This is a genomic window from Planctobacterium sp. AWH2_060, from assembly GCF_056158425.1.
The window spans coordinates 3127607-3150693 of the sequence record NZ_JBSWTG010000001.1 but is presented as its reverse complement, the minus strand read 5'-3'; the positions used below and the strand labels follow the sequence as shown (position 1 = coordinate 3150693).

Here is a 23087-nt window from a genome sequence, read left to right as displayed (position 1 = left end):
TTTATCGGCTGTACTGACTGGTTTGATTCCAGGCCCATTGACGAGGGGTTTGAGGTAACTTGTCACGCAACGCAATCAATCTGATACCTTCCTCTTCTAAGGCCAATACCGCGGCCTGCAAATAGTCCAGTGTTAGCTGGTGAGGATGAGCGATACCTACTGCAAATCCATCGCGCTTAGCTTTGCGCAATAATCTTCTGAACTGATAATCAATGTGCTGAGTCTCCTGGACATGATCCAGGAAAACATGACGGCGCACCGTTGGGACGCCAAAGTCTTTGGCAATGTGCTCAGCTTTGCTGTAACGAGTTGTGCGACTGTCCAGGAAAAACAAGTGTCTGTAGTTTAAAAATTCCATGGTGGCCTGCATTGGCGCAGTCAACTGAGTGAGTTTACTGCCCATGTGATTGTTAAAACCAATGGCCTGGGGAACTGATTGGAAGGCTTCGCTCAAGCGCTGTTTGATCAGTGTCGCGGACATTTCTGAAGATATGCCGCCCGGCCCCATGTTTAGTCCAGACAAGGCTTCCATGGGCATATGCACTAACACATCTCGTTGCTCGTCGGCAGCGATAAGCGCAAATTTTTTGGAGTAGGGTGTATGGGGCAAAATGGCAAAGGCGACCTGTTCAGGTAAGTTAAATGCGACAGCGTCGGAATCATTGTTCCCCATATCATCGATGATCAGTGCGATTTCTGCTGCGGAAGCGCTGGATAGACCTTGCGCCAGAAAACTCAACAAAATCAGTTGGCGAGTTTTTTGAGTAATTTGTTTGCTGATTTTGACTGCAAAAGTTTTGGGGAAAACGCGGCCTCTGTCGTTTTCGGATACGACAGGTCTCAGAATGTCTAATAAGATAAACACTATATTCCGAAGCCAGAATATAGCGTTTAATAACTTAACGTTGCAGCGCACGACTCTTTGAATCTTTCTCTGTTTTTGTTATTAAAATTCGCGTTCAAAATTCGGGTCGATAAATGAAAGCTGGTCATTAAAGGTTAATTATTATTATCGATAATCCGCTAATGAATTTTGCTTTCCTGCCGATTTACAATATTGGTTTTATTATTTTTTGCTCGACAATGTCACCATTATAAGAGCTCGTGATCCCCTGTCTACAAGAAAAGCGCATTTCTGGCGGTTTTTTTAACAACTAATTCACAGACCCTGGTATGAAACAAAATACGCTGGGTTTATTTGCTGTTGTTTAGAAGGTTGAAATACTTATAAATCTAACCAGTTACTGGGATTTATCGCGGAGCCTTTGTGGCGTAATTCAAAATAAAGTCCGGCGTTTTGTTGTCCGCCGCTTTGTCCCACCAAGGCAATAGTTTCACCGCCTTCTATCACATCGCCCACCTGTTTTAGCAAGGCCTGGGTGTGACCATATAAACTCATATAGCCATCACCGTGATCGATAACCGTCACCAGCCCCATGCCTTTTAGCCAGTCGGCGAAAATAACTTTTCCCTGATGGATGGCACTTACTGGGCGGCCTTGTGGCGCTTCGAAAAGTACGCCTTTCCAGCGTACCTGTCCCTGGCGGCGCTTGCCGAATAAACGACGATATTTCCCATTAACCGGTTTAATCAGCTTACCTTTAGCGCTGGTGAGGCCGCTTAGCGTAATGTCTCGTCTGGCTTCTTCACGGGCAAGGGCTTGCGCTATTGCGTTGCTGAGCTGTTGCTCATTGATCTGCAATTGTTCAATCTGTTCAGCATCGGTATTGATGGTTTTTTGAATTTCTTGCAAGGCCACTTCGCGACTTTTTTGTTGTTGTCGCAGAGCTTGTTGCTGTGCAGCTTGCTGGCTTTGCAGTTGTTCTATTTGAGTTTGCTTTTCCTGTAAGGCTTTGGCGGTCTTTTGCAGTTCTGCAATTAATTGCGTAAAGCCGTCAATCTGGGCTTTTCTGGCATTATTCAGGTATTGATAATAGACCAGCATGCGTTCAAATTTACCCGCGCTTTCCTGGTTCAGCAGTAATTTGGTGTAGTCGTGATCACCCGCCAGATAAGCACTTTTGATCTGATTGGCTAATAATTTTAATTGGGTTTGTTTTTGTGCAGTTAAATCATCGTGCTTGTTTTGTAATTGCCTTTGCTCACCCTGAACTAATTTTAATTCCTGAGCACTAATAATCGTTGCTTTAGTGAGTTGCGATATTTCCAGTTCCGCATTTTTTAACTGCTGTTGCAGACTTTCAGCAGTGCGGACTTTAGCGTTGAGATCGGTCTGACGGGACTTGATTTCGTCCTGGATGGATTTCAGATCTTCCTGTGTTTGCGCTTGTGATAGTGGAGCAAACGCCAATGTAAAAAACAGTAATAACAGGCACGTTATAGCGAGGGAAATTGGATGTCCTGGGGTTGTTTTTATCATTGAATGTGGAACACCTCTGGCGTCTGAACGTAAAATCTATATACTTTGCAGTCGTTTTTATTGTCACTGCTTAACTTTAAGGTTTTAGTCAGATTATGCAGCAGTTCATTGAGTTTATCGGGAATCATCCAATGTTGGCAACAATTTGGGTGGTTTTGTTCCTATGGTTACTTTACAGCTTCATCAACAGTCATTTATCGCCAGTTAAAGAAATTGGCACTCATGATGTGACTTTGCTGATGAATCGCTCGGAAGCCGTGGTTGTGGATATTCGCCAACCAGCAGAATTTAAGAAAGGGCATATTCTGGGATCTAAAACACTGACCCAGGAGCAGATCAATAAAGCTGATTTCAAATCCCTTGAAAAATACAAAAACACACCCATTATCGTGGTTTGCGCAATGGGAATGAGTGCCAGACGCACGGGTTCCCAAATGTTGAAAAATGGTTTTTCACAGGTATCGGTGTTGAAAGGCGGTATGAATACCTGGACCTCCGCAGGTTTACCGGTTAAGAAGTAGTAACGTCATGGCAAAAGTAGAAATTTACACTAAGGCATATTGCCCTTATTGCTCGCGAGCAAAGGCATTGTTAGAACATAAAGATGTTGCCTTTGTGGAGTATAAAATTGATGCTCAACCGGAACTTCGAGAAGAAATGATTGCGCGGGCTAACGGTGGCTACACAGTGCCTCAGATTTTTATTAACGAAAATCATATCGGTGGCTGTGACGACATGATGGCCCTGGAGCGACAGGGCAAACTAGACCCATTATTTTAAAATTTATTTAGACAAGGCTTAGCTAAAATGGCAGACGAAATCCAAACTGGTGGCGCAGAAGACGCACCTCAGACTAAAGGTCCACAATTCCATATCCAACGTATCTACTGTAAAGATATCTCTTTTGAAACGCCGAATTCTCCGGCTATTTTCACTAAAGAGTGGAAGCCAGAAATGAAAGTGGACATGGATACCAAGTCTACAAAATTAGAAGACAACAACTACGAAGTAGTATTAACCATTACTTTGCAGGCGAAAGTTGAAGACCAAACAGCATTCTTGGTAGAAGTTCAACAAGCCGGTATCTTCCTGATCAGCGAAGAGTTACCAGAGCCGCAAAAAGCACACATGATTGGTGCTTTCTGCCCTAACACTTTATTCCCTTATGCACGTGAGACCGTTGCGACTCTGATCAACAAGGGTACTTTCCCTGTGTTCAACCTGCAGCCAGTTAACTTTGACGCCATTTTTGCACAATACATGCAAAAACGTGCTCAACAAGCGCAAGCCGAACAAGCAGCGGCTGACGCACCACTGCAATAAGTATTAAAACCATTATGGATGAGCAATCCATCACGGTATTGGGGGCAGGGTCTTATGGCACTGCCCTTGCCTTTTGTTTAAGCCGTAAACAGGTGCCAGTTTGGTTCTGGGGGCGGAACAAAGAACAAATGCAGGCGATGACCGAAAGTCGCCAAAATCAATACTACTTACCTGATTTTACCTTTCCTGATGCTTTACAGATAGAAGCGGATTTGGCTACAGCAGTTGCCAGGAGCCGTGATATTTTGGTGGTGGTGCCAAGTCATGCTTTTGCTGGCATGCTGCAACAGCTTAAACCCATTTTGCAAGCCGGACAGCGAATTATCTGGGCAACTAAAGGGCTTGAGCCGGAAACGGGGCGGTTATTGCAGGACGTGGCCAGAGAAATTCTTGGTGCGGAGATTCCTATTGCAGTACTTTCCGGTCCCACCTTTGCCAAAGAAATGGCAAAAGGTTTGCCCACTGCTATAACGCTGGCATCCGAAGATAGTGATTTTATGACTGACTTTTCCCAAAAACTGCATTGCGATAAGTCATTTCGGGTTTATAAAAGTACTGATTTTGTTGGTGTGCAATTGGGTGGCGCGGTTAAAAATGTTATTGCTATTGGCGCTGGACTATCGGATGGTATGGGCTTTGGTGCCAACGCCAGAACTGCACTTATCACCCGAGGCCTGGCAGAATTAAGCCGTCTCGGAGCTAGTCTGGGAGCCAATCCACAAACCTTTATGGGCATGGCCGGGTTAGGCGACCTAGTACTTACCTGCACCGACAACCAATCCCGAAACCGACGCTTTGGTTTGGCGCTGGGTGAGGGCAAAACCGTTGAGCAGGCCATGACTGATATTGGTCAGGTAGTGGAAGGTTACCGCAACACCAAAGAAGTGTATGTGTTAGCAGAGCGACTCGGGGTAGAAGTGCCCATCACCGAACAAATCTACGCCATCCTCTACCAGGGCAAGTCTGTTCAGGACGCCGCCGCCGCACTACTTGGACGCGAAATCAAATTCGAATAATTTTCAAGGGGTCAGAGTCGTTGAAATTGGTTTGAGACGCTCAGGCGTCAAAATCGCGTTTCAACGACTCTGACCCCTTGAAATTGAAGCATTTCAAGAACTCTGACTCCTTGAATTATATGGTGTTGGGGAATCCCAGCTGTCGCCAGCTTTCATAGACAAATACTGATACGGCGTTTGACAGGTTCATGCTGCGGCTGCCCTCTACCATTGGGATACGCAGTCGCTGGTCTTCTGCCATGGAGAAGATCAAATCTTCCGGTAATCCCCGCGTTTCAGGACCAAACAATAAACAATCACCCGCCTGGTATTCGACATCTGTGAAAAAGCGGCTGCCTTTGGTGGTGCAAGCGTAGATTTTATTGGGTTGTCGCTGATCAATATAGCTTTGCAAGTCAGGCCATTTTTTTACTTTGGCGAACTCGTGATAATCCAAACCTGCTCGACGTACTTTTTTATCTTCCCAGTCAAAGCCCAAAGGCTCGATTAGATGCAGCGAAAATCCGGTATTTGCACACAATCGCACAATATTGCCGGTATTGGGTGGAATTTCGGGTTGGTATAAAACGATATCTAACATTACTGGTCCTTAGAGGCGAAAAAGGTAAGTATTTCGGAAAGCGCCACATTGCGGAATTGGTCCTGTTCTAACAGAAGCTCATGTTTGGCATTATCAACGATGATAAGTTGGCAGTTGGGCATCTTGTCACAAACACGCTTTTGAGCGTCATTGGCAACAATGGTATCGCCGCCTGATTGCAATAGCAGGGCGGGTGTGGTTATTTGCGCAGCGTTTTGTTCAATGGTGTTCATGGCCCATAATGCCGCTTTTAACCAGCCACCGGTAATGCCTCCAAGTGCGGCATTCACCTCTTCAAAGGCCTGCTCGCTTTGTTCAAACCTGACTTTGCTATGCGTAACGCTGTTGCCGGCGAACGCCTCGTGTTGCTTGTCCCCCTGACCCGGAAAATACCAGGGCTCATCGGAAAACACGCCGTTAAAAAAGCCATGAGTGCTGACAATACCTTTAGCTAACCATGCCGGGATGGGGGCATTGATACCAAACATGGGAGATGAAAACACCACCTTATCGAAGGTGTCAGGGTGGTTTATTAGGTATAAAGCTCCGATAGCACAGCCCATTGAATGACATAAAAAATGGGGTTGAGTTGGGCTTTCTGGTAATACCACCTTGTCGATAAAGGTTTTTAGATCGGCGACATAAAAGCTGAAATCTTCCACATGACCTTTGTCGGGATTACTGGCCATTCTGCCCGATTGCCCCTGGCCACGATGATCCAGGGTAAATATCGAATACCCGTTTTGATAGAGATCGTAAAAGATTTCCTTATATTTGACGCTGCCTTCGGTTCTGCCAGATGACAGTACAATGGTTCCCTTACTGTCCGGGTGTTTAACCCAGGCGGTATGAATACCGACATTGTCCTGGCCTGTAAACTGACCTTTTTGCACCTGGTTTTGCCAAAAAGGCTCGATGACCGTGCGATATTTTTCCGGAAGCTCTGTTTCCTGAGTAATCAGAAAGTTCTGTGCCTGAGTCATGTGTGCCGTCATAAGTAGTAATAAACAAGGGATAAGAGCAAAAAAGCGGTATTTAACTTTCTTGTATGGGAATGCTGATCGCAACGCTTAATCCCCCTTTCTCATTGTTGCTTGCTGTAATGCCGCCATTATGCGCGTTTATCGCCTGTGTGGCTATCGCTAAGCCCAATCCAGTGCCACCTGTTTCCCGGTTTCTGGCAAACGATACCCGATAAAACGGGGTAAACAGTTTGTTGAGCTCCTGCTCAGCAACGCCACAGCCATCGTCGGATATGGTTATTAACAATTGCTCATCCGTCAGTTGTGCAGATACTTCAATGTCCTTCTGCGCATACTTAATGCTATTGCGCACTATGTTTTCCACGGCGCTGGCCAACAAGGAGGACTCCGCCAAAAGTGTGAATGACTCAGGAAAGTTTGTGACTATGTGCTTGCCGTGGCTTTGTGCTTCGTACCTGGCATCTTCGATTACGCCCTCTATGCAGCCCGGAAAATGCACTTTTTCTTTGTGCACTTCTAAAGATTTACTTTCCAGCCTCGACAACTGCAACACGTTGCCAATCATGGCATCGATTTGGTGAGCTTCTTTTTCTATGCGCTCCAGCAGTTGTATCTGAATAGGGCTATCTGTATTGGCCTGTGGCGTTTGTGTTTCTATGTGTTGTTGAGCGATGCCAATAGCCAGCTGCAATCTGGCCAGCGGCGAACGTAACTCATGAGAAATATCTGCCAGCAAGCGCTTTTGGTTTTCCAGTAGTTCATTGAGTTTTACAGACATGGTTTGAAAGTCATGGCTCAGCTCGCCTATTTCATCTTTGCGACTGGTGTGATGTGTGGTGCCGGCTTTCAGATTACCCTTCGCCATTTCCTGAGTGGCATCGCGCAGCTCTTTAATGGGGCGGGTAAATGACCAGGCCAGCGCGAAACAGAGTAAGCCACTTATGCTCAAGGCTATGATGGCAAAGATCTCAATGCGGTGTTGCAGAATTGGAAAGCGCATAATCCGGCCATTAAAAATCGAATACTGTTTATCGCCAACACTGACATTAACCGGACCAAAAAACACTCGATCTGCCGCCATAAAGCCATAGGCGGCTTCTGCGGAAGCCAGGTTTTTAAAGCGCCGTTCAAAGGGGGGCGGCATCCTGGGAGCGTCGTGATAAACCCGATCTTCTTCAACATCCAGAATCACCACATCACTTTCAAATCGGGTACTGAGCATTCTTACCAGTCGGGATATTTTGCGTGGATGCTGAAAGACACCCACTTCTATTTTGCGATTAAACTCGGCGGCGATTTGTTCCAATTTTCGCTGCTCATCGGCGGGAATGGTTTGCAGTTCAGGCCCTTTTATTATTTGCCTGACGGTGATTGCAGTGCAAACAATCATCACCAGAGTCGTCAGCCAAAACCATAAGAACAGCCGCCCAAAGATACTGTTTAGCGGATTGAGTTTTTTCAGGTAACGGGACTTCAATGGGCGCTCCCCAAAAAGATATAACCGGAGCCCCGCACGGTTTTGATGCGCTCCCTATCCGCAATGTTATTGAGTTTTTTGCGCAGATTGCTGACGTGCATGTCGATACTGCGATCATAACTGGCCAGTGGCCTGCCCAACACTTTCTTACTGATGTCTTGCTTGCTCACCAGATTGCCACAGTTCATCATCAACAGGTGCAGAATGGAAAATTCAGTGGAAGTGACTTCGATCACTTCTTCCGCACAATGCACTGAGCGGCAGACTGGTTGTATTTTTACATCGCCAATTGTAATTGGTTGATGGGTACTGTGGCTGGGTACAAATTCCATGCGCCTGATAATCGCTTTTATACGCGCCGACAGTTCCCGGTGATTAAAGGGTTTTGGCATATAATCATCTGCGCCCAGTTCCAGCCCGAAGATGCGATCAAAGTCATCACCTTTGGCCGTCAGCATCATGATGGGAGTGAGGTGGCTGATACGAATTTTTTTCAACACTTCGAAGCCATCCAGCTCTGGCAGCATCACATCTAATAAAATCAGATCAAAATGCTCACCACTGGTGGCCATTTGCACACCCGTCAATCCATCATGTGCACATTGAATTTGATAGCCTTGCGGCGATAAATACTCACTCAACAATCCGGTAAGCTCTTTATCATCGTCGATTATTAATAACGATTTTGCGGTCATCTTAGTTTTTTACCTTGTAACAAGCCGTGTCGTCATTCACGAACTTTTAAGTTAATTTAGCAGTTTCTGTGACTCTGTGTAACAGGGTTAGTTGCGCTCTTTACCAAACCTTTACATTGGCGATACGTTCCTTTAGCTGGACTGTGTCAGACTAAAATCGTTGTTTACCAAGAGGACAATGAGATGAAATTAAGAAATTTAGTGACCACAGTCGTAGGTGTATCGGTTTTAGTTGGTGGATTGGCTTTCGCTCATGATAGGGGGGAAGGAGAGCACCACGGAAAGCGCAAAGAGATGCGTCAGTTATTTAAACAATTGGATTTGGAGCGCGAGCAAAAACTGGCAATTCGCAGCGTTATGCATGATGCCAAAGACAATATGTCGGTTTATCGCGAAGATATTAAGAAGCTGCAGGAAGAGATGCTTAACCTGATAGCGTCGGGCAATGTTACACAAGACAGTGTTGCCGCCTTGCTGACCCAGTATGAAGCAACGTTATCCGCGATGGCTGTTGCCAAAGCTGATAATAAGTATGCCGTTTACCAGGTGCTGGATGAAGAGCAAAGAGCCAAAGCCGCTGATTTGATGGCCCAAAAGCATCAACGCATGGAGAATCGCGATCCGCAGGAAAGGTTTGAACGTTTGGCGGACAAACTGGATTTGAGCGATGAGCAAATATCACAAATACAACCTTTGCTGGCCCAGGCTAAGGACAGTAAAGACGCAATGCGGGAGCAGGTTAAAAGTTTCCGCGATACGCTGAAAGGTTGGATGGAAGACGGCAGTTATTCATCTGACAGAGTCAGTGCCCTGTTCAGTGATTCCTTCCCGGAATTTCAGGAGCATGTCTATGCTGTCATCGCAGAGCATCAACAGGTGTATCAGTTATTAACGGCTGAGCAACAGGCGAAGATGCAAAAGCGCGGCAGACATTTGTTTATGCCACGAATGATATAGCCATTTATACTGAGGCGCCTGATTCAGGCGCCAAATCTGGTTGTTATCAGAAGAATATTCTTTAGGTATTTATCGATATTTTAGTATCGCCTTTGCTCGTCGTAACTGGTTACCAGAAAAATGCTGGGCCAATAAAGTATCCAGTGCATCTGCTGAAAGATTCTCAGACTGAGCTAATGCTTGCCACTGCTGTGCCACTTCACTAAGTTGTTCTTCAAAGGATTCCTGTTGTTGCCATAATTTGGCCAGCCTGTCGGCAGCCTCTTTGCCAAATTGATTCTCCGCTTCCAGCAACCGACTTTGCTGATCGGCATAGCGTTGTTTTATCGCGCTCAGATCACGCATAGCGAGTGTCGGGGCAAACGCGCTTCTTTGTGCCTCGGGTAAGTTTCTGAGTTGAGCCTCTATCTGCGATTGTTTCTGGTCTCGGCTGAGGTGGGGGGATAATGCGATTTCCCGACGGGCTAATGCCTGTTCATCCAGATGCTGCTCTTCGCCAAATAAGGCGCTAAATTCATCGTTGGTGAAATAGGCTCTGCGCAAAGACTCAAGGCGTTGTAATTGTTCACGAATGTTAGCCAGTGCCGAACCGAGTTGCATTGATTCTGGCTCCAGTGCCTGCAATGCAATTTTGTATTCCAGGTAGGTTTGCAGCAGTCTTAAAAAAGCATCACATCCCGCCGAGTGTAACTGCTGTTGTAAACAATGTTGTTGCGCGTGAGACAGGATGGTCTCTGTATCTGTGCTGTCGGCACTCAGGATAATGTTATCCAATACATCCTTGATACCAGAGGCCACTATAAAGTCCTTATCTGTCGATGGAATAACGGCGACTTCTGCCGTTGGCACGATATCTTCTGGGCTAAATTCTTTTTCTGCTGGCGCAGCTTGCGATGCTGAGTCTTGTGTCAGGCGACCGGCTGATGGCGTCTCGGGTGTATCGGTCCACAGAAGCAGGGCATAAAGCCCTGCTCCGGCAACCGCTGGTATTAGCAGTTTGCGCATGGTTACAGACCCAACTGCTTCAACAGGTTGCCCTGACGCACAAATACTGACACCGGATCGGTTTCAAACAGGTGATGAATACCAAAAGTTTGGTTAACCTCATCCAGGTGGTTCATCTTGTAGTTGTCTTTAAGTACATAGCCCAGATGAGAGCTACAGGAAGACACCAGGCCATCATTGCTTTCATTAAATGCCAAACCGGTAATTGCCATTGCCGGGTCTGCGATATCAAATACATTGGTGTAGGTAGAACCGCCACTCCAGGAGAAGTAGTAAACACCGTTAGTGCCCACCATGTCACCGTCGTTGGCACAGTATGCTGAAGGCATACCCTCTGGATACTCGGCGTTGAACTGCAATGTTCTCTCAGTGGTCAAGGCTTCCAGGGCAGCAATCGTATCTGTGGGCAATTCACCTGGGTTAGAGCCAGTGATCAACTCAAGAAAATTAGTAAAGCCATCAAAAACGGTTTTAGCAATGCCTTCCAGTGCTGAATCGGGCTCGATACCTTCGCGCACTAAATCGGCTACCGGGCTGCCCCAGTTAACACCAGCTACCGAGGAGGCTGAAGCCACCAATTCCGGGGCAACACTGGCTACGTAGCGAATAGTCGGGCCGCCGTGACTGTGACCAATCAAATTAACTTTTTCAGCACCGGTGACCGCCAGCACTTCCTGCACATAACTGAGGAGCTGCTCGCCGCGAACTTCTGTGGCGTTGGCTGGTGAAACAGTGGCTACATATACTTTTGCGCCATTTCGGCTTAAAGCATTGGGTACCTTGTAGAAGTAATCCACCCAAAGCAGATCATCAAAACCGAATAAGCCATGTACTAAGACGATGGGGTATTTGGTTTTAGCGTAGGTACCAGCATAGCTGGCAGGGGCAGCGGCTAAGAGGTTGCCCAGTAGCAGTACAGCAAGTAATAGTTTTTTCATTGTGATGTTCCTGGTAGTTATTAATTTTTCAACAGGTAGGATGTCCAACCAGTTGTAAATAATTAGTTAATAAAATGTGAAGATCAATACGGGGAAAATGCGGTGGTGAATTAAATTGCATTTTTAAACCCGGTTTGCGCTGATAGGAAAACAGCGGAATGGCTCATTTTTATAGCTAAATGCGGTTAAATAGTGGGCTGTAAGGAATGTTCACTTTGCTACAGGCAGGGTTATTTATTTAACCTATTGTGGTTATAATTTGTACTTATTTTGGGTTTTTATCGGATAGAATCAAAATTCGGGCGTTAAATTTGAGCTTGATGATTTTAGTTCTAGAATTATGGGGAGCTCAGGAGAAAACAATGGAACAATCAGAAAAGCAAATAGGTGCCATTGAGTGGCGGGATCTGACGGTAGACAATGCTGAATCCTTAAAAGGGTTTTACGAAAGCGTGGTGGGTTGGAAAAGTGGTGCTGTGTCGATGGGAGACTATCAAGACTACACCATGGACCTGCCGCAAAGTGGTGAAACCGTTGCCGGGGTGTGTCACGCCAGAGGTTGCAATGCCGGACTGCCAGCACAGTGGTTGATGTACGTTCGGGTTAAAAGCGTGCATGACAGTATCGCCGCCAGCGAAAAGCTGGGCGGAAAGTTATTGTATGGTCCTAAAGGCATGGGGGATGACGAATTTTGTGTGGTCCAGGACCCCGCTGGGGCAGTCATTGGCCTGATATCAGAAGTGATAAAGACCTGACTGCAGCGCTAGCTTTCTAGGGCACTAATGTTTGCGTAACCCGGGCGTGGCCATCGCTATACTCGATGTTGGCCAATGCTCCGTTGATTAGGGTCATATTGGGTGGATAGTGGCTGATATCGGCATCAAACAGCACCGGAAAGTCTTTGTCCATAAAGAACTCCTGGATGATTTGATAGTAGTCCAGTTCACCATTGGCATCTTCCGGCCCGGTACTGCGCCCCAATAGCAAGCCATTAATATGATTGAATACGCCGCGCATATCCATGCTAAGTAGCGCGCGTTTCAGGGCTTTTGGCGACATTTCTACGTTTTCTAAAAACAAGATAACCCCGTCTAACTGATAGCGTTGTTTAAAGCCCGTAAAGTCGAGGTAAGGGTTTTCGAACAAATTCACCAAGGTGTCCAGGCATCCGCCGAACAATCTCCCTCGCAGCTGCAATGCGTCATCTGAGTCTGTGGTTTTCTTCAACTTTTGCCAACGAGTGGGTTGGCTTAAATCAAACAGGCTATAGGGTTCGCTTTCCCAGTCAGGAAAGGTGTTTTGATAAAAACCGGCGCTCTGTTGTTCAAAACTGCCCATTTCAGCGGTGGCCAGAGTATTCAGGATCTGACCGGTAAAAGGATCAGGTTGCTTGGGTAGCATTTCCATCAAGCAGGCACTGTGTACTGTCGCAAAATCACTGCTGGCGGTGAGGGCACAGGTGATTGTGGACACATCTGAGTAGCCCAGAATCCATTTAGGCGGCGAGGACTTAAGCGCCTCAAAGTCCAGTAATGGCAGTAGTTCAGTGGCCAGTTCGCCACCATATGGGGGAATAACCGCTTCGATTTCTGGATCTGTTAAAAACTGCATCAACTCCCGGGCTCGGGTGTGGGCATCTGCGCTGACATAGCCGCTGTTGGAGCGCAAACACTGGCCTTCAACTATGCGGAAACCTTTTTCCCGTAAATCATTAAGAATGAAATCTAATCGGCAGTGTAGCGGGGCGTCGACACCGGAGGAAATGGCTGTAACGGCTATTTTAGCATTGGCTGTTAAAGGTTTGGGGTAGCGCATGGAAATAAGTGGCCCTGGTCTGATTTAATCTGCTTATTTAGCTGCATTATTCGGTCGGTTCTAAAATATACCGTAAAGTTCAATCGGCTCTGATTTCATTATTACCGGTCAAACCCGTATAATAGCGCAAATTTTATTTTCATCAGAAGCATTTAAGCCTACAGAAACCCTATATGAAATATAAAGATCTCAGAGAGTTCATCCAGCAACTGGAAGATGTCGGCGAATTAAAGCGGATAAAGGTGCCGGTAAGCACCGAACTGGAAATGACCGAAATCGCCGATCGTACTTTGCGTGCTGGTGGGCCGGCCATTCTGTTTGAAAATGTGCAACATCCACACAATCCCGATGGTCCTAATATGCCGGTGTTGGCCAACCTGTTTGGTACACCAAAGCGCGTTGCTATGGGAATGGGCCAGGATGACGTTGCCGCATTGCGCGAAGTCGGCGAGCTACTGGCCTTTCTGAAAGAGCCAGAACCGCCTAAAGGCATTAAAGATTTATGGCAAAAAGTCCCGGTGTTTAAGCAGGTACTGAACATGCCAGCAAGGGAAGTGAAAAAGGCGGCTTGCCAGCAGAATGTGCTTTCTGGTGAAGATGTCGATTTAAACAAAATACCTGTGCAGCGATGCTGGCCTGGTGATGTTGCTCCTTTGATCACCTGGGGCTTAACTGTCACTCGAGGGCCCAATAAAAATCGTCAGAACCTGGGGATTTATCGTCAACAGGTTATCGCCAAGAATAAGCTTATCATGCGTTGGTTGTCTCATCGCGGTGGCGCGTTGGATTTTAAAGAGTGGTGTCAGCAACATCCCGGCGAAAAGTTTCCGGTAGCTGTGGCACTGGGAGCCGATCCTGCAACCATCTTAGGGGCGGTAACGCCGGTACCTGATACGCTGTCTGAGTATGCTTTTGCTGGATTGTTGCGCGGCGATAAAACCGATATTACTGGCTGTATCAGCAATGATTTACAAGTGCCAGCCAGTGCCGAAATTGTGCTGGAGGGTTACATTGATCCTGAAGAAACGGCACCTGAGGGACCTTACGGCGATCACACCGGTTACTACAACGAAGTAGAAACCTTCCCGGTGTTCACGGTGACGCACATCACCCACCGCGACAATCCCATTTATCACTCTACCTACACCGGCAGACCCCCTGATGAGCCTGCGATCCTTGGGGTAGCGCTGAATGAAGTGTTTGTACCTATTTTAAAACGACAGTTTCCAGAGATTGTAGATTTTTATCTGCCTCCGGAAGGTTGCTCTTATCGTTTAGCCGTGGTGACTATGAAGAAACAATATCCTGGTCATGCCAAACGGGTCATGATGGGGGTTTGGTCTTTCCTGCGTCAGTTTATGTATACCAAGTTTGTGATTGTGTGTGATGATGATGTCAATGCCAGAGACTGGCAAGACGTGATCTGGGCCATGACCACCCGCATGGATCCTGCCAGGGATACAGTGATGATAGAAAACACCCCAATCGATTACCTGGATTTTGCTTCTCCGGTATCGGGGTTAGGCTCCAAAATGGGGCTGGATGCCACCAATAAAATGCCCGGTGAAACTGACCGGGAATGGGGCACGCCCATCGTGATGGATGAAGCAGTAAAAGCGAAGGTCGATGCCATTTGGCAGGATCTTGGACTAGAGTAAAATAAGTGAACAGAGGCACAGAGAACACAATGAGTATAATTCGGGTAAAAGTGGCTGAAATGCAGTCGGTTTCAGCATTTGTTTATAAGGTGATACTGAAGAGTGATTCGCCATTACCTGAATTTAGTGCAGGCCAGTATTTGCAGGTAGTGATGTCTGACGAGGATAAACGCCCCTTTTCTATTGCTAATCCGCCATACGAAAAAGATTTCCTGGAGCTGCATATCGGCGCTTCTGAGCACAATCCCTATGCTATGCAGGTGATCGAGCGCTTGCAGGCCGAAGGCGAAATTGACGTTGAACTTCCCTGTGGCAGCGCGGTGATCCAGAATGATGCCGAAAATTCTATTTTGATTGCGGGTGGCACGGGCTATTCCTATACCCGCAGCCTGTTGCTGCAAAAGTTGCACGCCAATAAAGGCGCGAAAGTGAGCCTGTATTGGGGCGCAAAAACGCCTGCTGATTTGTATGAAATGAGTTATCTTCAGGAGCTGCAACAAGCCCACAGTGACTTTAAATTTGTGCCTGTGATAGAGGCACCTCAAGCGGGCTGGAATGGTCGTACCGGTCTGGTTCACAAAGCCGTTTTAGAAGATTTTGCTTCTTTAGATGGTCAGCATGTGTATGTTGCCGGTCGCTTTGAAATGGCCAAAGTGGTCAGAGATGAGTTTTTACCCAAAGGCATTCAGCCTGATCAGCTTATTGGTGATGCTTTTGCTTTTATCGACTAGATAAAAACGAGTTGAGGCAAAAATAAATGATAAAGCCGTCTTTTAAGACGGCTTTTCCATTTGATACGCCCTTTAACAAACAGTTAAGTGCTAATTTTGTCACTGTAAAGGTTAAATAATTACCTCGCCCAGATTGGTCATTGCAACAGATAAGGGCTTGTTCATAACCTCTTTGGCGAAGCTGGTAATCGCTTCTGGTGGTATTGTCTGATTAGGTTAACTGTTGCTGAGTTTAAGTTTGCACCGTTCACGACTAAACTGACCGGAAATACACAGCTAAAGAACCTGAAACAGCAACAAAAGATAAGACTTTTTTGTAAGCCTGGTGACAAAGTAACCACCAGTGTTCAGGTATCAATATGGCATTTAATTTTGGGAAGTCTCTGGCATCAAATGGGCCGCTAATGGCTTTCTGCGACCGCTGGTTTGGGGGAAATAGTGACGCTCAAGATAATTCAATACGCGTTCTTCGTGTTCTCCCAAAGGCCATAGTCCCTGTTCTTTTTGCATCCAGCGAATAGTTTTAAGCCAGCCTTCTCGGGTCATTCGATTTTGCGAGATCAATGCACTGGAGTGGCATGCAGTACAGTGAGCAATGACGTAGGGGAGATCTGCATCTTCCGCCAGTTTAAATGAATTTCCCTGTGCCCAGGCGCCAGCGCACATTAATAACAAGTTCAGCCCACTTAACAGCCAAAAGGTTCGCCACTTAGCCAGCACAGTCAACATCTTAAATCACCTGAACTGCAATGCGGTGTGTGGCATTGTTCAGATAACCTTTTGGATTCCAGCCGGGAAGCACCATTGGTTGTGATACCCCTTTGTCGTCTGTAGCTTTAGCCCAGATTTCATAGTATCCCGTTTTAGGGAACTGCAGGTTTTGTTGCCAATGCTGCCAGGCGTTCTTGTTTGCAGGAGAAGACAAAGGGGCATTTAGCCAGGTTTGACCAAAGTCGATAGATAACTGCATTCGGGTTACTTTTCTGTCGCCTGCCCAGGCGTGCCCTCTGACTGATAAGGGCGTTGCTATAGAATGAGAAATACCAGATTTTGGAAAGGTGATCAGCGATTTGACTGGCATGGCCTCAATGATACACATCTGTGAGTCTTCTACAGAGCTACCCGGCGCTACCGGATTACATGGGACCCGATAGGCAGAGCCTGTCATCTTGGCGCCGTCGTGAACCTGATTTCTGACCACAATTTTTTGCAGCCACTTACCTGAGGTACTGGCTGGCCAACCGCCAAATACCAGACGCAGCGGATAGCCGTTCATTAAAGGCAGTGGTTCGCCATTAATTGCCCAGGCAATCAAAGCTTCATCTTCCAGGGCTTTCTCTATTGGAACGCCCCGAGAAATGGGGAATTTTTTCGGGTCACCGGATAGGTGTTTATCTGCACCGTAATAACCAATATAGACGGCGTCTGGCTTGATTCCAGAAGCGTTTAATAGGTCTTTAAGTCTGACCCCTGTCCATTTGGGACAACCCACAGCGCCGGTTGTCCACTGGTTCCCTTTCGCAGGTGGCGTAAATTCGGCACGACCATTACCACCGCACTCAATCGTTAACTGGTAACTGTAGTGTTTAAAATTCTCTTTTAGTTGCTGTAAGGTCCAGGTTTTTTCTTGCTCAATTGACTCACCCGCAACAGTGAGTGTCCAGCTTTCACTATTCGGAGATTCAGGGGGAATGCCATTATTGCGCACAAACAATCTTGATGCGGGAGTTACCTTGTCATCCAGAAGGTGTGCGGGTGTTTCTGCATTTAATGGGCGATCGTTGAGCACAAGCAATCCCGGATCTTTGCCTGCTATGCTGTTGTTTTGCGCCAATGCCACTGGCAGAAGTCCCGGAGGCAGGTACTTTTGAAATACAATTTCACTGCCAAGTAGTGCGCTAAAAGCACTGGACTTGAGCAAGAATTGGCGTCGTGATAAGCGGTTTTTATCGGACATAGTTGCAATATTCCGTTTAGAAAAATACCAACCAGCCAAGGATTAACAGCGCAATCCAGGCCGTTTCAGCCACCATTAAAATAATGGGTTTAATGCCAACTTTGGTCAGCTGCCCCAGGTTGGATTTCATGCCAATGGCGGTAATAGCCACCACTAAGGCAAAACGGCTGACTTCGGTTGCTGTGGTGGTAATAACTTGTGGGATATCCACCAGACTGTTGAGCAACATTAGCACGATAAAAGCGACTAAAAAGGCCGGTAGTCCAGGTGTTTTACCATTTTGTACCGAAGCGGCTTTATTGGCTTTAAGTACCAATAAAAAACACAATACCACTGGCATCAAAAAAGCCACCCGTACCAGTTTAGTCAGTGTGGCCAGATCGCCGGTTTGTTCGGATACCGAATAGCCCGCGCCCACTACCTGAGCAACATCGTGAATGGTGCCGCCCAAAAAGATACTGGTTTGAGTTTCATCCAGTCCCAGATAGGTGGCGATAATGGGGTAGGCCACCATGGCAACCGTGGATAGCGAAGTTACTCCGATCACGGTTAGCAGGGTATCTCTTTCCCGGTTTTCGTCCTTGGGTAACACCGCCGAGATGGCCATGGCTGCTGATGCACCACAAATAGCAACAGAGCCGCCGGTTAGGGCACCAAATCGGGTACTCAGGCGAAAGACTTTGGCTAACAGGATACCGAAAACAATGGTCGAGGCGACTGCCACAATCAGCAGCAGTGCGGTTTGCCAGCCCAAAGACACCACATCGTCAAAGGCAATGCGCAATCCCAGTAAGGCGACACCAACCCGCAACACGTGGCAGGCGGTAAACTCGATACCGGCTTTACATTGGGTGTCCTGATAAAGAAAGGACATGGCAATACCCAGCAACAAGGCAAACAGCATCGCCGGTGCGCCATAGTGTTCACTTAAGAATAACGCGGCCAATCCGGTAATGACGGCCACAAAAATCCCGGGAGCAAGCTTCCGGGATTGTTGTACGAGTTGCTCGAGTTGATACATGTCCTGTCCGTTTTCTTAGGCCGCTGCCAGGGCAACCAATACCTGGCGTTTTCTATCGCCTGAATAGGGGCGACGTCCGTGCATTGCCATATAGTTGTCTACCAGTGCAACGTCGCCGTCCTGCCATTGCAAGTCATAGGTGAACTGGTCTGCCAGAGAGTTTACCAGCTCCAGGCCTTCTTTTGGAATGTGGCTGCCATCACCAAAGGTAATCGCACTGGCGGGGTTCTCACGTACGCCTTTCCAGCCCATGTAAGCCGCGATCAGCTGGTTGAAAAAGGTTTTTACACCATTGTCCAGTTGCATTACGGCCTGCATTACCGGTGTGGTGGCGATCAGGCTACCATCTTCCTGCCATTGCCAGCTATAACCCAGCTCTGCCAGTTTTGCTTCTGCAGCTTCCACTGAATCAACGCTCAAAGTACTCTTCCAACTGCGGCCCTGACCAGAGTTGGAATCGTCTGCACCAGGCATACGGGTAGTGTACTTAACCCCTTTTTCTTCAAAGTCTTTTGCCAATGCCGGTGCTTGCCTTTCCAGTTCAGTAAACAAAGAATCTGAACGGCATAACGGAGTAGCCCCACCGGTCTCCGCAGCTGACTGACAGAAGAAAAACAGCTTGCTGGGATAAATTGGCGTCTGCGCCATTTCGTGATGCAGATAAATCTCTACATCTTTTGGCGCCTCATTGGCGGTAAAAACCCGCTCGGTATAGTTGATTCTTACCGCGTTTGACAATGACTCTTTATAAGTAAAGTTGGCATAGCCAAAGGCCGCAGAAAAGGCGTCAAACGTTTCCGCAGAATTAATCGGGAAACCGCGGAACAACACAGAACCCGCAGTGCTTAACTCGGCTTCTAATTCTGCCAGATTTTCTTTCACCCAGGCGATGCAGTCGTCGAGGTTGGTAAATCCTGGTTTGTTTTCGACAATAGCCGGAAAGGTGCTGTCACCCAGCTGTAGTTGGCCGTCGATATTGGTTAATTCGATCTTTTTCACCTGCATCTCCTAGTCGTAGATTGGACAATGTGTATTAAATGCGGCCTGGCAAAATTCGCCGGGATCATTGAAGCGTTTGTTCGCATTTAACGCGGATATCGCCTGCATTTCGTCTTCGGTAAGACTAAAATCAAAAATATCCAGATTCTCTTTCAGACGATGTAATTTTGAGCTTTTCGGGATGATGGAACAGCCTCGTTGCACGTTCCAACGCAACACCACCTGAGCTTCGGTTTTCCCGGTGCGGGCCGCTGCTTTTTGTACAGCCTCCTGAACCAATACGGATTCATTCTGGGCAGCCATATTCAGCTCCAGGTAGGACAAGGCACCTAGGGGTGAAAAGGCGGTGACCTGTAAACCGTAATTTTGGGCCAGCTTAATCAGTTTTTCCTGAGTCAGATAAGGGTGTGATTCAATCTGCAGTGCGAAAGGCTTTCTGTTGGCGTAGTTCATCAGGTCCATCAACAGTGCTGAGTTGTAATTACAAACCCCAATTTCGCGAGTCAATCCGATATCCACTAACTCTTCCATAGCGTGCCAGGTTTCGGATAAAGGCACTTTGGCAAAAGCCATTTTAGGGTCTTCGGCATTGGGATCTAAAAACCACTCAGGTGGATAACGGGTTTCAAAATCTACATATTGTTGCGCAATCGGGAAGTGGATCAGATACAGATCCAAATATTCCAGCCCTAAATCCGCCAGGGTTTTTTCCAAAGCCGGTCTGACGTGTTCTTTGGCATGATAGGTGTTCCACAGCTTGGAGGTGATCCACAGGTCTTCGCGACTACATAAGCCGTCGTCAATAGCCCGCTTAATGCCTTCACCTACTTGTTTTTCGTTTCCGTAATCACAAGCACTATCCAGGTGGCGATATCCGACAGAGATCGCATCATAGACTGATTGCGCGCAATCTTCCGGGGCGATTTTCCACAAACCTAAACCAACTTCGGGCATTTTCTTTAGTGACATTAGGGACTCTCTTTCTGTTTATCTGGCTAAATGATTAATGCAGAGACATAAATCATTTACTAAATCTTGTGTCTTATATAAGACCTATATTAGATTTAATGAGCCAAATGTCAATCCCATGCGAATGAAATTTGCACTCTATTTTTAATGTAATGTTAAAAAGGCTGGCGCAAGGGCTGGTTTGAACAGACTTCGAACCATACACCGATGAATCCTTGTTGGGTGGAATTTATTTCAACGACGCGCTTTTGATGCTAGAAGCGGGCGCTCTGGTAGCGTGTTTACAGGATTAAAATTTACGCATAAAGTGTAGCATTGTGGAAAAACAATAATTGCCTGGAGAATGACGTGCATTTGTCGATTATAAAAATGCTAGAGTGCAAAAGGATAATTCAGTGAAAGAAGTCGTTGATGCGGTAAATAATAGAATAAAAACCCCGTATTTTGGCTATACAATACTTGCCTTTATAGCATTAAATTGGAGAGGTTTTTTCTTGCTTGTACTTTCAAAAGGGAAGCCCGAAGAAAAACTTGCATTGTTTGACGCCCAAACTGATATTTTTACATTATTGCTCTATCCATTAGTTATTGGGGCTATTGTTGCTGCATCAGCCCACTGGTTAAAATTTATATTTGCGATGATAGAAAGGAGACCGAAAGAGCTTATCGAAAATCTACAACTTGAGGCCGAACATCGAAAGACAATAAAACAGTCTCAATTAGAGCAGTCTCGTTCAAATTTATTTGCTGTAAAAGAGAAAGAGCTTATCGACAGAGCTAAAAGAGATGAAGTTGTCGCAGATATTGAAAACGCAGAAACAAAAGAAAAATTAATGAAACAGCTTGAGGCAATTCGAGCTGAGCGAGATATGTTGTTAAATGAATTGCAGAGTAAGCAACAACAAGAGGATGCTCTTTCTAATGAGGCAAAAGAAATAATTGTCGCGGCATCTACTGATAACAACGGTCGTATTATGAAAATTGACAGAACCATTCAAGCCGGCAAGAGTTCATTTGGTTCTAAAGACCAAAAATCATTTGTAAAATATGAGGCGGCATTAGAGCAATTAATAACCCTAGACTTTGTAAAAGAGCTTGGCCATAAAGGGGAAGTTTTTGAAATAACTCATAAAGGTTGGGAATTAGTTAAAGAACTCTAAAAAGTCGTTTAAAAAGGACAAAAAACAGTTGTTTTTGCACATACCTCGCTAATTTTAGCCATCGAAGGATTTACGATCACACCCCTCTTAAGCTTCTTTCAAAAGCGCACAAAGTTGTATTCGCAGTCCGAACAAATCTGGCTCCTGTCACGCATGTTCTCTCTTGCCAAGGGCATATGAGGAGAGAAGGGGAGTTCCCCTTCGAGGAAGCACAATAGACTGTGCAACTGCAATTAATCCAGGTCTACCAGGTAATGATAATTGTCGGAGCGACAGTGGTTAACGCGAAACTCGATTAATTTACCCTCCAGTGAGCGGGTCAGCCGGGTAAACATCAGGACCGGATCGCCCACTTTTACGCCGAGATTTTCGGCATCACGTGCGTTTGCCAGTATAGCTTTTATGCGGTCCGTAGTTTTGTGTACGGTTAAATTAAAGTTCAACTGATAAAAGTGATAAAGGGTATGAGGCAGTTCAGGCATTTCGTGCAGACCCGGAAAATACTTTTCTGGCAGGTAGATGTCTTCCAGTAAGCAGGCCACCTGATTGATCAGTCTTTTACGGGACAGGAAGATCACCTTGTCGTCTTTATCCAGCGATAGTTGTTCTGCGATGTGTTTTTCGGGAGTCTGAAGTTCAAAAGCAAGGACTTCCGCTTCTGGCAATTGCGGCGGCTGATTGTCTTCTACCACAGGAAAGAAGCGATATAAGGCTTGATGACCAGTGTGCTCTGATACGAAGGTGCCTACCCCCTGACGTCGGGTCAGTACTTTAGACTGAGTTAATGTATTCAGGGCTTTGCGCACTGTTCCCTGACTGACGCCAAATTCTTCCGCCAGTTGAAATTCATTGGGCAGCATTTCACCTGGCTTCCAGCGCTGTTCTACAATAAGTTGCGTGACATGTTCTTCGACTTGCTTATACAGTGGTTGAAACGCCAGTCCACTGGGACTCATTTTATTGTCGAACTTGCTACCTTTCATTTTGCTTTACTTTTTCCCGAATAAGTTGCCGGTGTAAACGATTTCATTGTCCGTAAATCTGTTTGGCATTCTCGCAGTTTAACCTGTAAGAATCAAAGGTGTTTAATAACACAGGTACTAAATAACACAGGTCTCTAGCCTTAGCTGCTCTGATGTGCTTTGGAGCGTTAAACATTGCTCCGCAGTGTTATTGCACGACACACTCTAAGCATGTAACCACAGTTACGACATTATAAAAAACAATAAATTCAGATATTTGTCTTAAATCATATAAATAATAAGTATTTATAAAGTCACAGGTTTCTTTGTTTACTAGACTTGTTAGTGCATCACTGCACCGGCGTAAATCTGGCATTGTTAACACTTTGTTATTGCCTTGTGACCGAGCATTTCGTAAACTGCATTGAGACTTATATAAGACATAAGACAATTGTAGTAGC

General features: G+C 46.3%; 24 protein-coding genes. 9 read left to right on the top strand and 15 right to left on the bottom strand.

All coding sequences use genetic code 11. The features are described 5' to 3' along the window. Position 1: 1 nt before the first annotated feature. Complete coding sequence (locus ACXAD8_RS13410; RefSeq protein WP_475229475.1) at positions 2-865, bottom strand: divergent polysaccharide deacetylase family protein; 864 nt, start codon at positions 863-865, stop codon at positions 2-4. A gap of 360 nt (positions 866-1225) precedes the next feature. Next, the gene (locus ACXAD8_RS13405; protein WP_475229473.1) at positions 1226-2380 is read right to left on the bottom strand and encodes a murein hydrolase activator EnvC family protein; all 1155 of its coding nucleotides are present in this window, start codon (positions 2378-2380) and stop codon (positions 1226-1228) included. Between the two features lie 95 nt (positions 2381-2475). Here ACXAD8_RS13405 and ACXAD8_RS13400 point away from each other — a divergent pair, with 95 nt between their 5' ends. Genes ACXAD8_RS13400 through gpsA form a run of 4 tightly spaced genes read left to right on the top strand, consistent with a single transcriptional unit; the run spans position 2476 to position 4719 of the window. Beyond that, positions 2476-2901, top strand: coding sequence for a rhodanese-like domain-containing protein (locus ACXAD8_RS13400; protein ID WP_475229470.1), 426 nt, complete (start codon positions 2476-2478; stop codon positions 2899-2901). A 7-nt stretch (positions 2902-2908) separates the two neighbouring features. After that, positions 2909-3160 carry a glutaredoxin 3 gene (gene grxC / locus ACXAD8_RS13395; protein ID WP_475229468.1) on the top strand — a complete coding sequence of 84 codons (252 nt, stop codon included), beginning with the start codon at positions 2909-2911 and terminating at the stop codon, positions 3158-3160. Between the two features lie 27 nt (positions 3161-3187). After that, a complete protein-coding gene (gene secB, locus ACXAD8_RS13390; protein ID WP_475229467.1) occupies positions 3188-3703 on the top strand; it encodes a protein-export chaperone SecB in 516 nt (171 codons plus the stop codon). Between the two features lie 14 nt (positions 3704-3717). Beyond that, the gene (gene gpsA / locus ACXAD8_RS13385) at positions 3718-4719 is read left to right on the top strand and encodes an NAD(P)H-dependent glycerol-3-phosphate dehydrogenase (RefSeq protein WP_475229464.1); all 1002 of its coding nucleotides are present in this window, start codon (positions 3718-3720) and stop codon (positions 4717-4719) included. 115 nt (positions 4720-4834) lie between these two features. On the opposite strand, the gene trmL is transcribed toward gpsA, so the two are convergent. The 4 genes from trmL to ACXAD8_RS13365 are packed head-to-tail and all read right to left on the bottom strand — an operon-like array spanning position 4835 to position 8454. After that, positions 4835-5299 (bottom strand): tRNA (uridine(34)/cytosine(34)/5-carboxymethylaminomethyluridine(34)-2'-O)-methyltransferase TrmL, encoded by a 465-nt coding sequence (gene trmL, locus ACXAD8_RS13380; protein ID WP_475229461.1) that lies wholly within the window; start codon positions 5297-5299, stop codon positions 4835-4837. Continuing rightward, entirely contained in the window at positions 5299-6282 is a 984-nt protein-coding gene (locus tag ACXAD8_RS13375; protein WP_475229458.1) for an alpha/beta fold hydrolase, read from the bottom strand. Before ACXAD8_RS13375 ends, trmL begins: the two co-directional genes overlap by 1 nt. Positions 6283-6334: 52 nt before the next feature. Next, positions 6335-7759, bottom strand: a complete 1425-nt coding sequence (locus tag ACXAD8_RS13370; RefSeq protein WP_475229455.1) for an ATP-binding protein — start codon at positions 7757-7759, stop codon at positions 6335-6337. Beyond that, positions 7756-8454, bottom strand: coding sequence for a response regulator (locus ACXAD8_RS13365; protein ID WP_475229453.1), 699 nt, complete (start codon positions 8452-8454; stop codon positions 7756-7758). Before ACXAD8_RS13365 ends, ACXAD8_RS13370 begins: the two co-directional genes overlap by 4 nt. A 183-nt stretch (positions 8455-8637) precedes the next feature. On the opposite strand from ACXAD8_RS13365, the gene ACXAD8_RS13360 reads away from it, so the two are divergent. After that, positions 8638-9411, top strand: a complete 774-nt coding sequence (locus tag ACXAD8_RS13360; protein WP_475229450.1) for a Spy/CpxP family protein refolding chaperone — start codon at positions 8638-8640, stop codon at positions 9409-9411. A 69-nt stretch (positions 9412-9480) separates the two neighbouring features. Here ACXAD8_RS13360 and ACXAD8_RS13355 read toward each other — a convergent pair whose 3' ends face one another. Beyond that, positions 9481-10416: a lipase secretion chaperone gene (locus ACXAD8_RS13355; protein WP_475229448.1), complete on the bottom strand. Its 936-nt coding sequence runs from the start codon at positions 10414-10416 to the stop codon at positions 9481-9483. Positions 10417-10418: 2 nt separating this feature from the next. Further along, positions 10419-11354, bottom strand: a complete 936-nt coding sequence (locus ACXAD8_RS13350) for a lipase family alpha/beta hydrolase (RefSeq protein ID WP_475229445.1) — start codon at positions 11352-11354, stop codon at positions 10419-10421. Between the two features lie 362 nt (positions 11355-11716). Between ACXAD8_RS13350 and ACXAD8_RS13345 the strand changes: the two genes are divergently transcribed. Further along, positions 11717-12109, top strand: a complete 393-nt coding sequence (locus ACXAD8_RS13345; protein ID WP_475229442.1) for a VOC family protein — start codon at positions 11717-11719, stop codon at positions 12107-12109. Positions 12110-12125: 16 nt separating this feature from the next. On the opposite strand, the gene ACXAD8_RS13340 is transcribed toward ACXAD8_RS13345, so the two are convergent. Continuing rightward, positions 12126-13169, bottom strand: coding sequence for a S66 family peptidase (locus ACXAD8_RS13340; protein ID WP_475229440.1), 1044 nt, complete (start codon positions 13167-13169; stop codon positions 12126-12128). Between the two features lie 173 nt (positions 13170-13342). Here ACXAD8_RS13340 and ubiD point away from each other — a divergent pair, with 173 nt between their 5' ends. Both ubiD and fre read left to right on the top strand, forming a co-directional pair. Continuing rightward, positions 13343-14827 carry a 4-hydroxy-3-polyprenylbenzoate decarboxylase gene (gene ubiD / locus ACXAD8_RS13335; protein WP_475229437.1) on the top strand — a complete coding sequence of 495 codons (1485 nt, stop codon included), beginning with the start codon at positions 13343-13345 and terminating at the stop codon, positions 14825-14827. 29 nt (positions 14828-14856) lie between these two features. Continuing rightward, positions 14857-15558, top strand: a complete 702-nt coding sequence (gene fre, locus ACXAD8_RS13330) for an NAD(P)H-flavin reductase (RefSeq protein WP_475229435.1) — start codon at positions 14857-14859, stop codon at positions 15556-15558. A 366-nt stretch (positions 15559-15924) separates the two neighbouring features. Here the strand turns inward: fre and ACXAD8_RS13325 are convergent, their stop codons facing one another. From ACXAD8_RS13325 to ACXAD8_RS13305, 5 genes are read right to left on the bottom strand one after another with little or no spacing between them, the layout of a single operon-like run. After that, positions 15925-16287 carry a hypothetical protein gene (locus tag ACXAD8_RS13325; protein ID WP_475229433.1) on the bottom strand — a complete coding sequence of 121 codons (363 nt, stop codon included), beginning with the start codon at positions 16285-16287 and terminating at the stop codon, positions 15925-15927. Position 16288: 1 nt separating this feature from the next. Then, complete coding sequence (locus ACXAD8_RS13320; protein WP_475229430.1) at positions 16289-17515, bottom strand: sulfite oxidase; 1227 nt, start codon at positions 17513-17515, stop codon at positions 16289-16291. Between the two features lie 16 nt (positions 17516-17531). Further along, positions 17532-18536 (bottom strand): YeiH family protein, encoded by a 1005-nt coding sequence (locus tag ACXAD8_RS13315; RefSeq protein WP_475229427.1) that lies wholly within the window; start codon positions 18534-18536, stop codon positions 17532-17534. 15 nt (positions 18537-18551) lie between these two features. Next, on the bottom strand, positions 18552-19541 hold the full coding sequence (locus ACXAD8_RS13310; protein WP_475229425.1) for a TauD/TfdA family dioxygenase: 990 nt from the start codon (positions 19539-19541) through the stop codon (positions 18552-18554). 3 nt (positions 19542-19544) lie between these two features. Next, on the bottom strand, positions 19545-20504 hold the full coding sequence (locus ACXAD8_RS13305; protein WP_475229423.1) for an aldo/keto reductase: 960 nt from the start codon (positions 20502-20504) through the stop codon (positions 19545-19547). A gap of 395 nt (positions 20505-20899) precedes the next feature. Between ACXAD8_RS13305 and ACXAD8_RS13300 the strand changes: the two genes are divergently transcribed. Further along, complete coding sequence (locus ACXAD8_RS13300) at positions 20900-21664, top strand: hypothetical protein (protein WP_475229420.1); 765 nt, start codon at positions 20900-20902, stop codon at positions 21662-21664. A gap of 233 nt (positions 21665-21897) precedes the next feature. On the opposite strand, the gene ACXAD8_RS13295 is transcribed toward ACXAD8_RS13300, so the two are convergent. Next, on the bottom strand, positions 21898-22647 hold the full coding sequence (locus ACXAD8_RS13295) for a GntR family transcriptional regulator (RefSeq protein ID WP_475229418.1): 750 nt from the start codon (positions 22645-22647) through the stop codon (positions 21898-21900). Positions 22648-23087 lie beyond the last annotated feature (440 nt).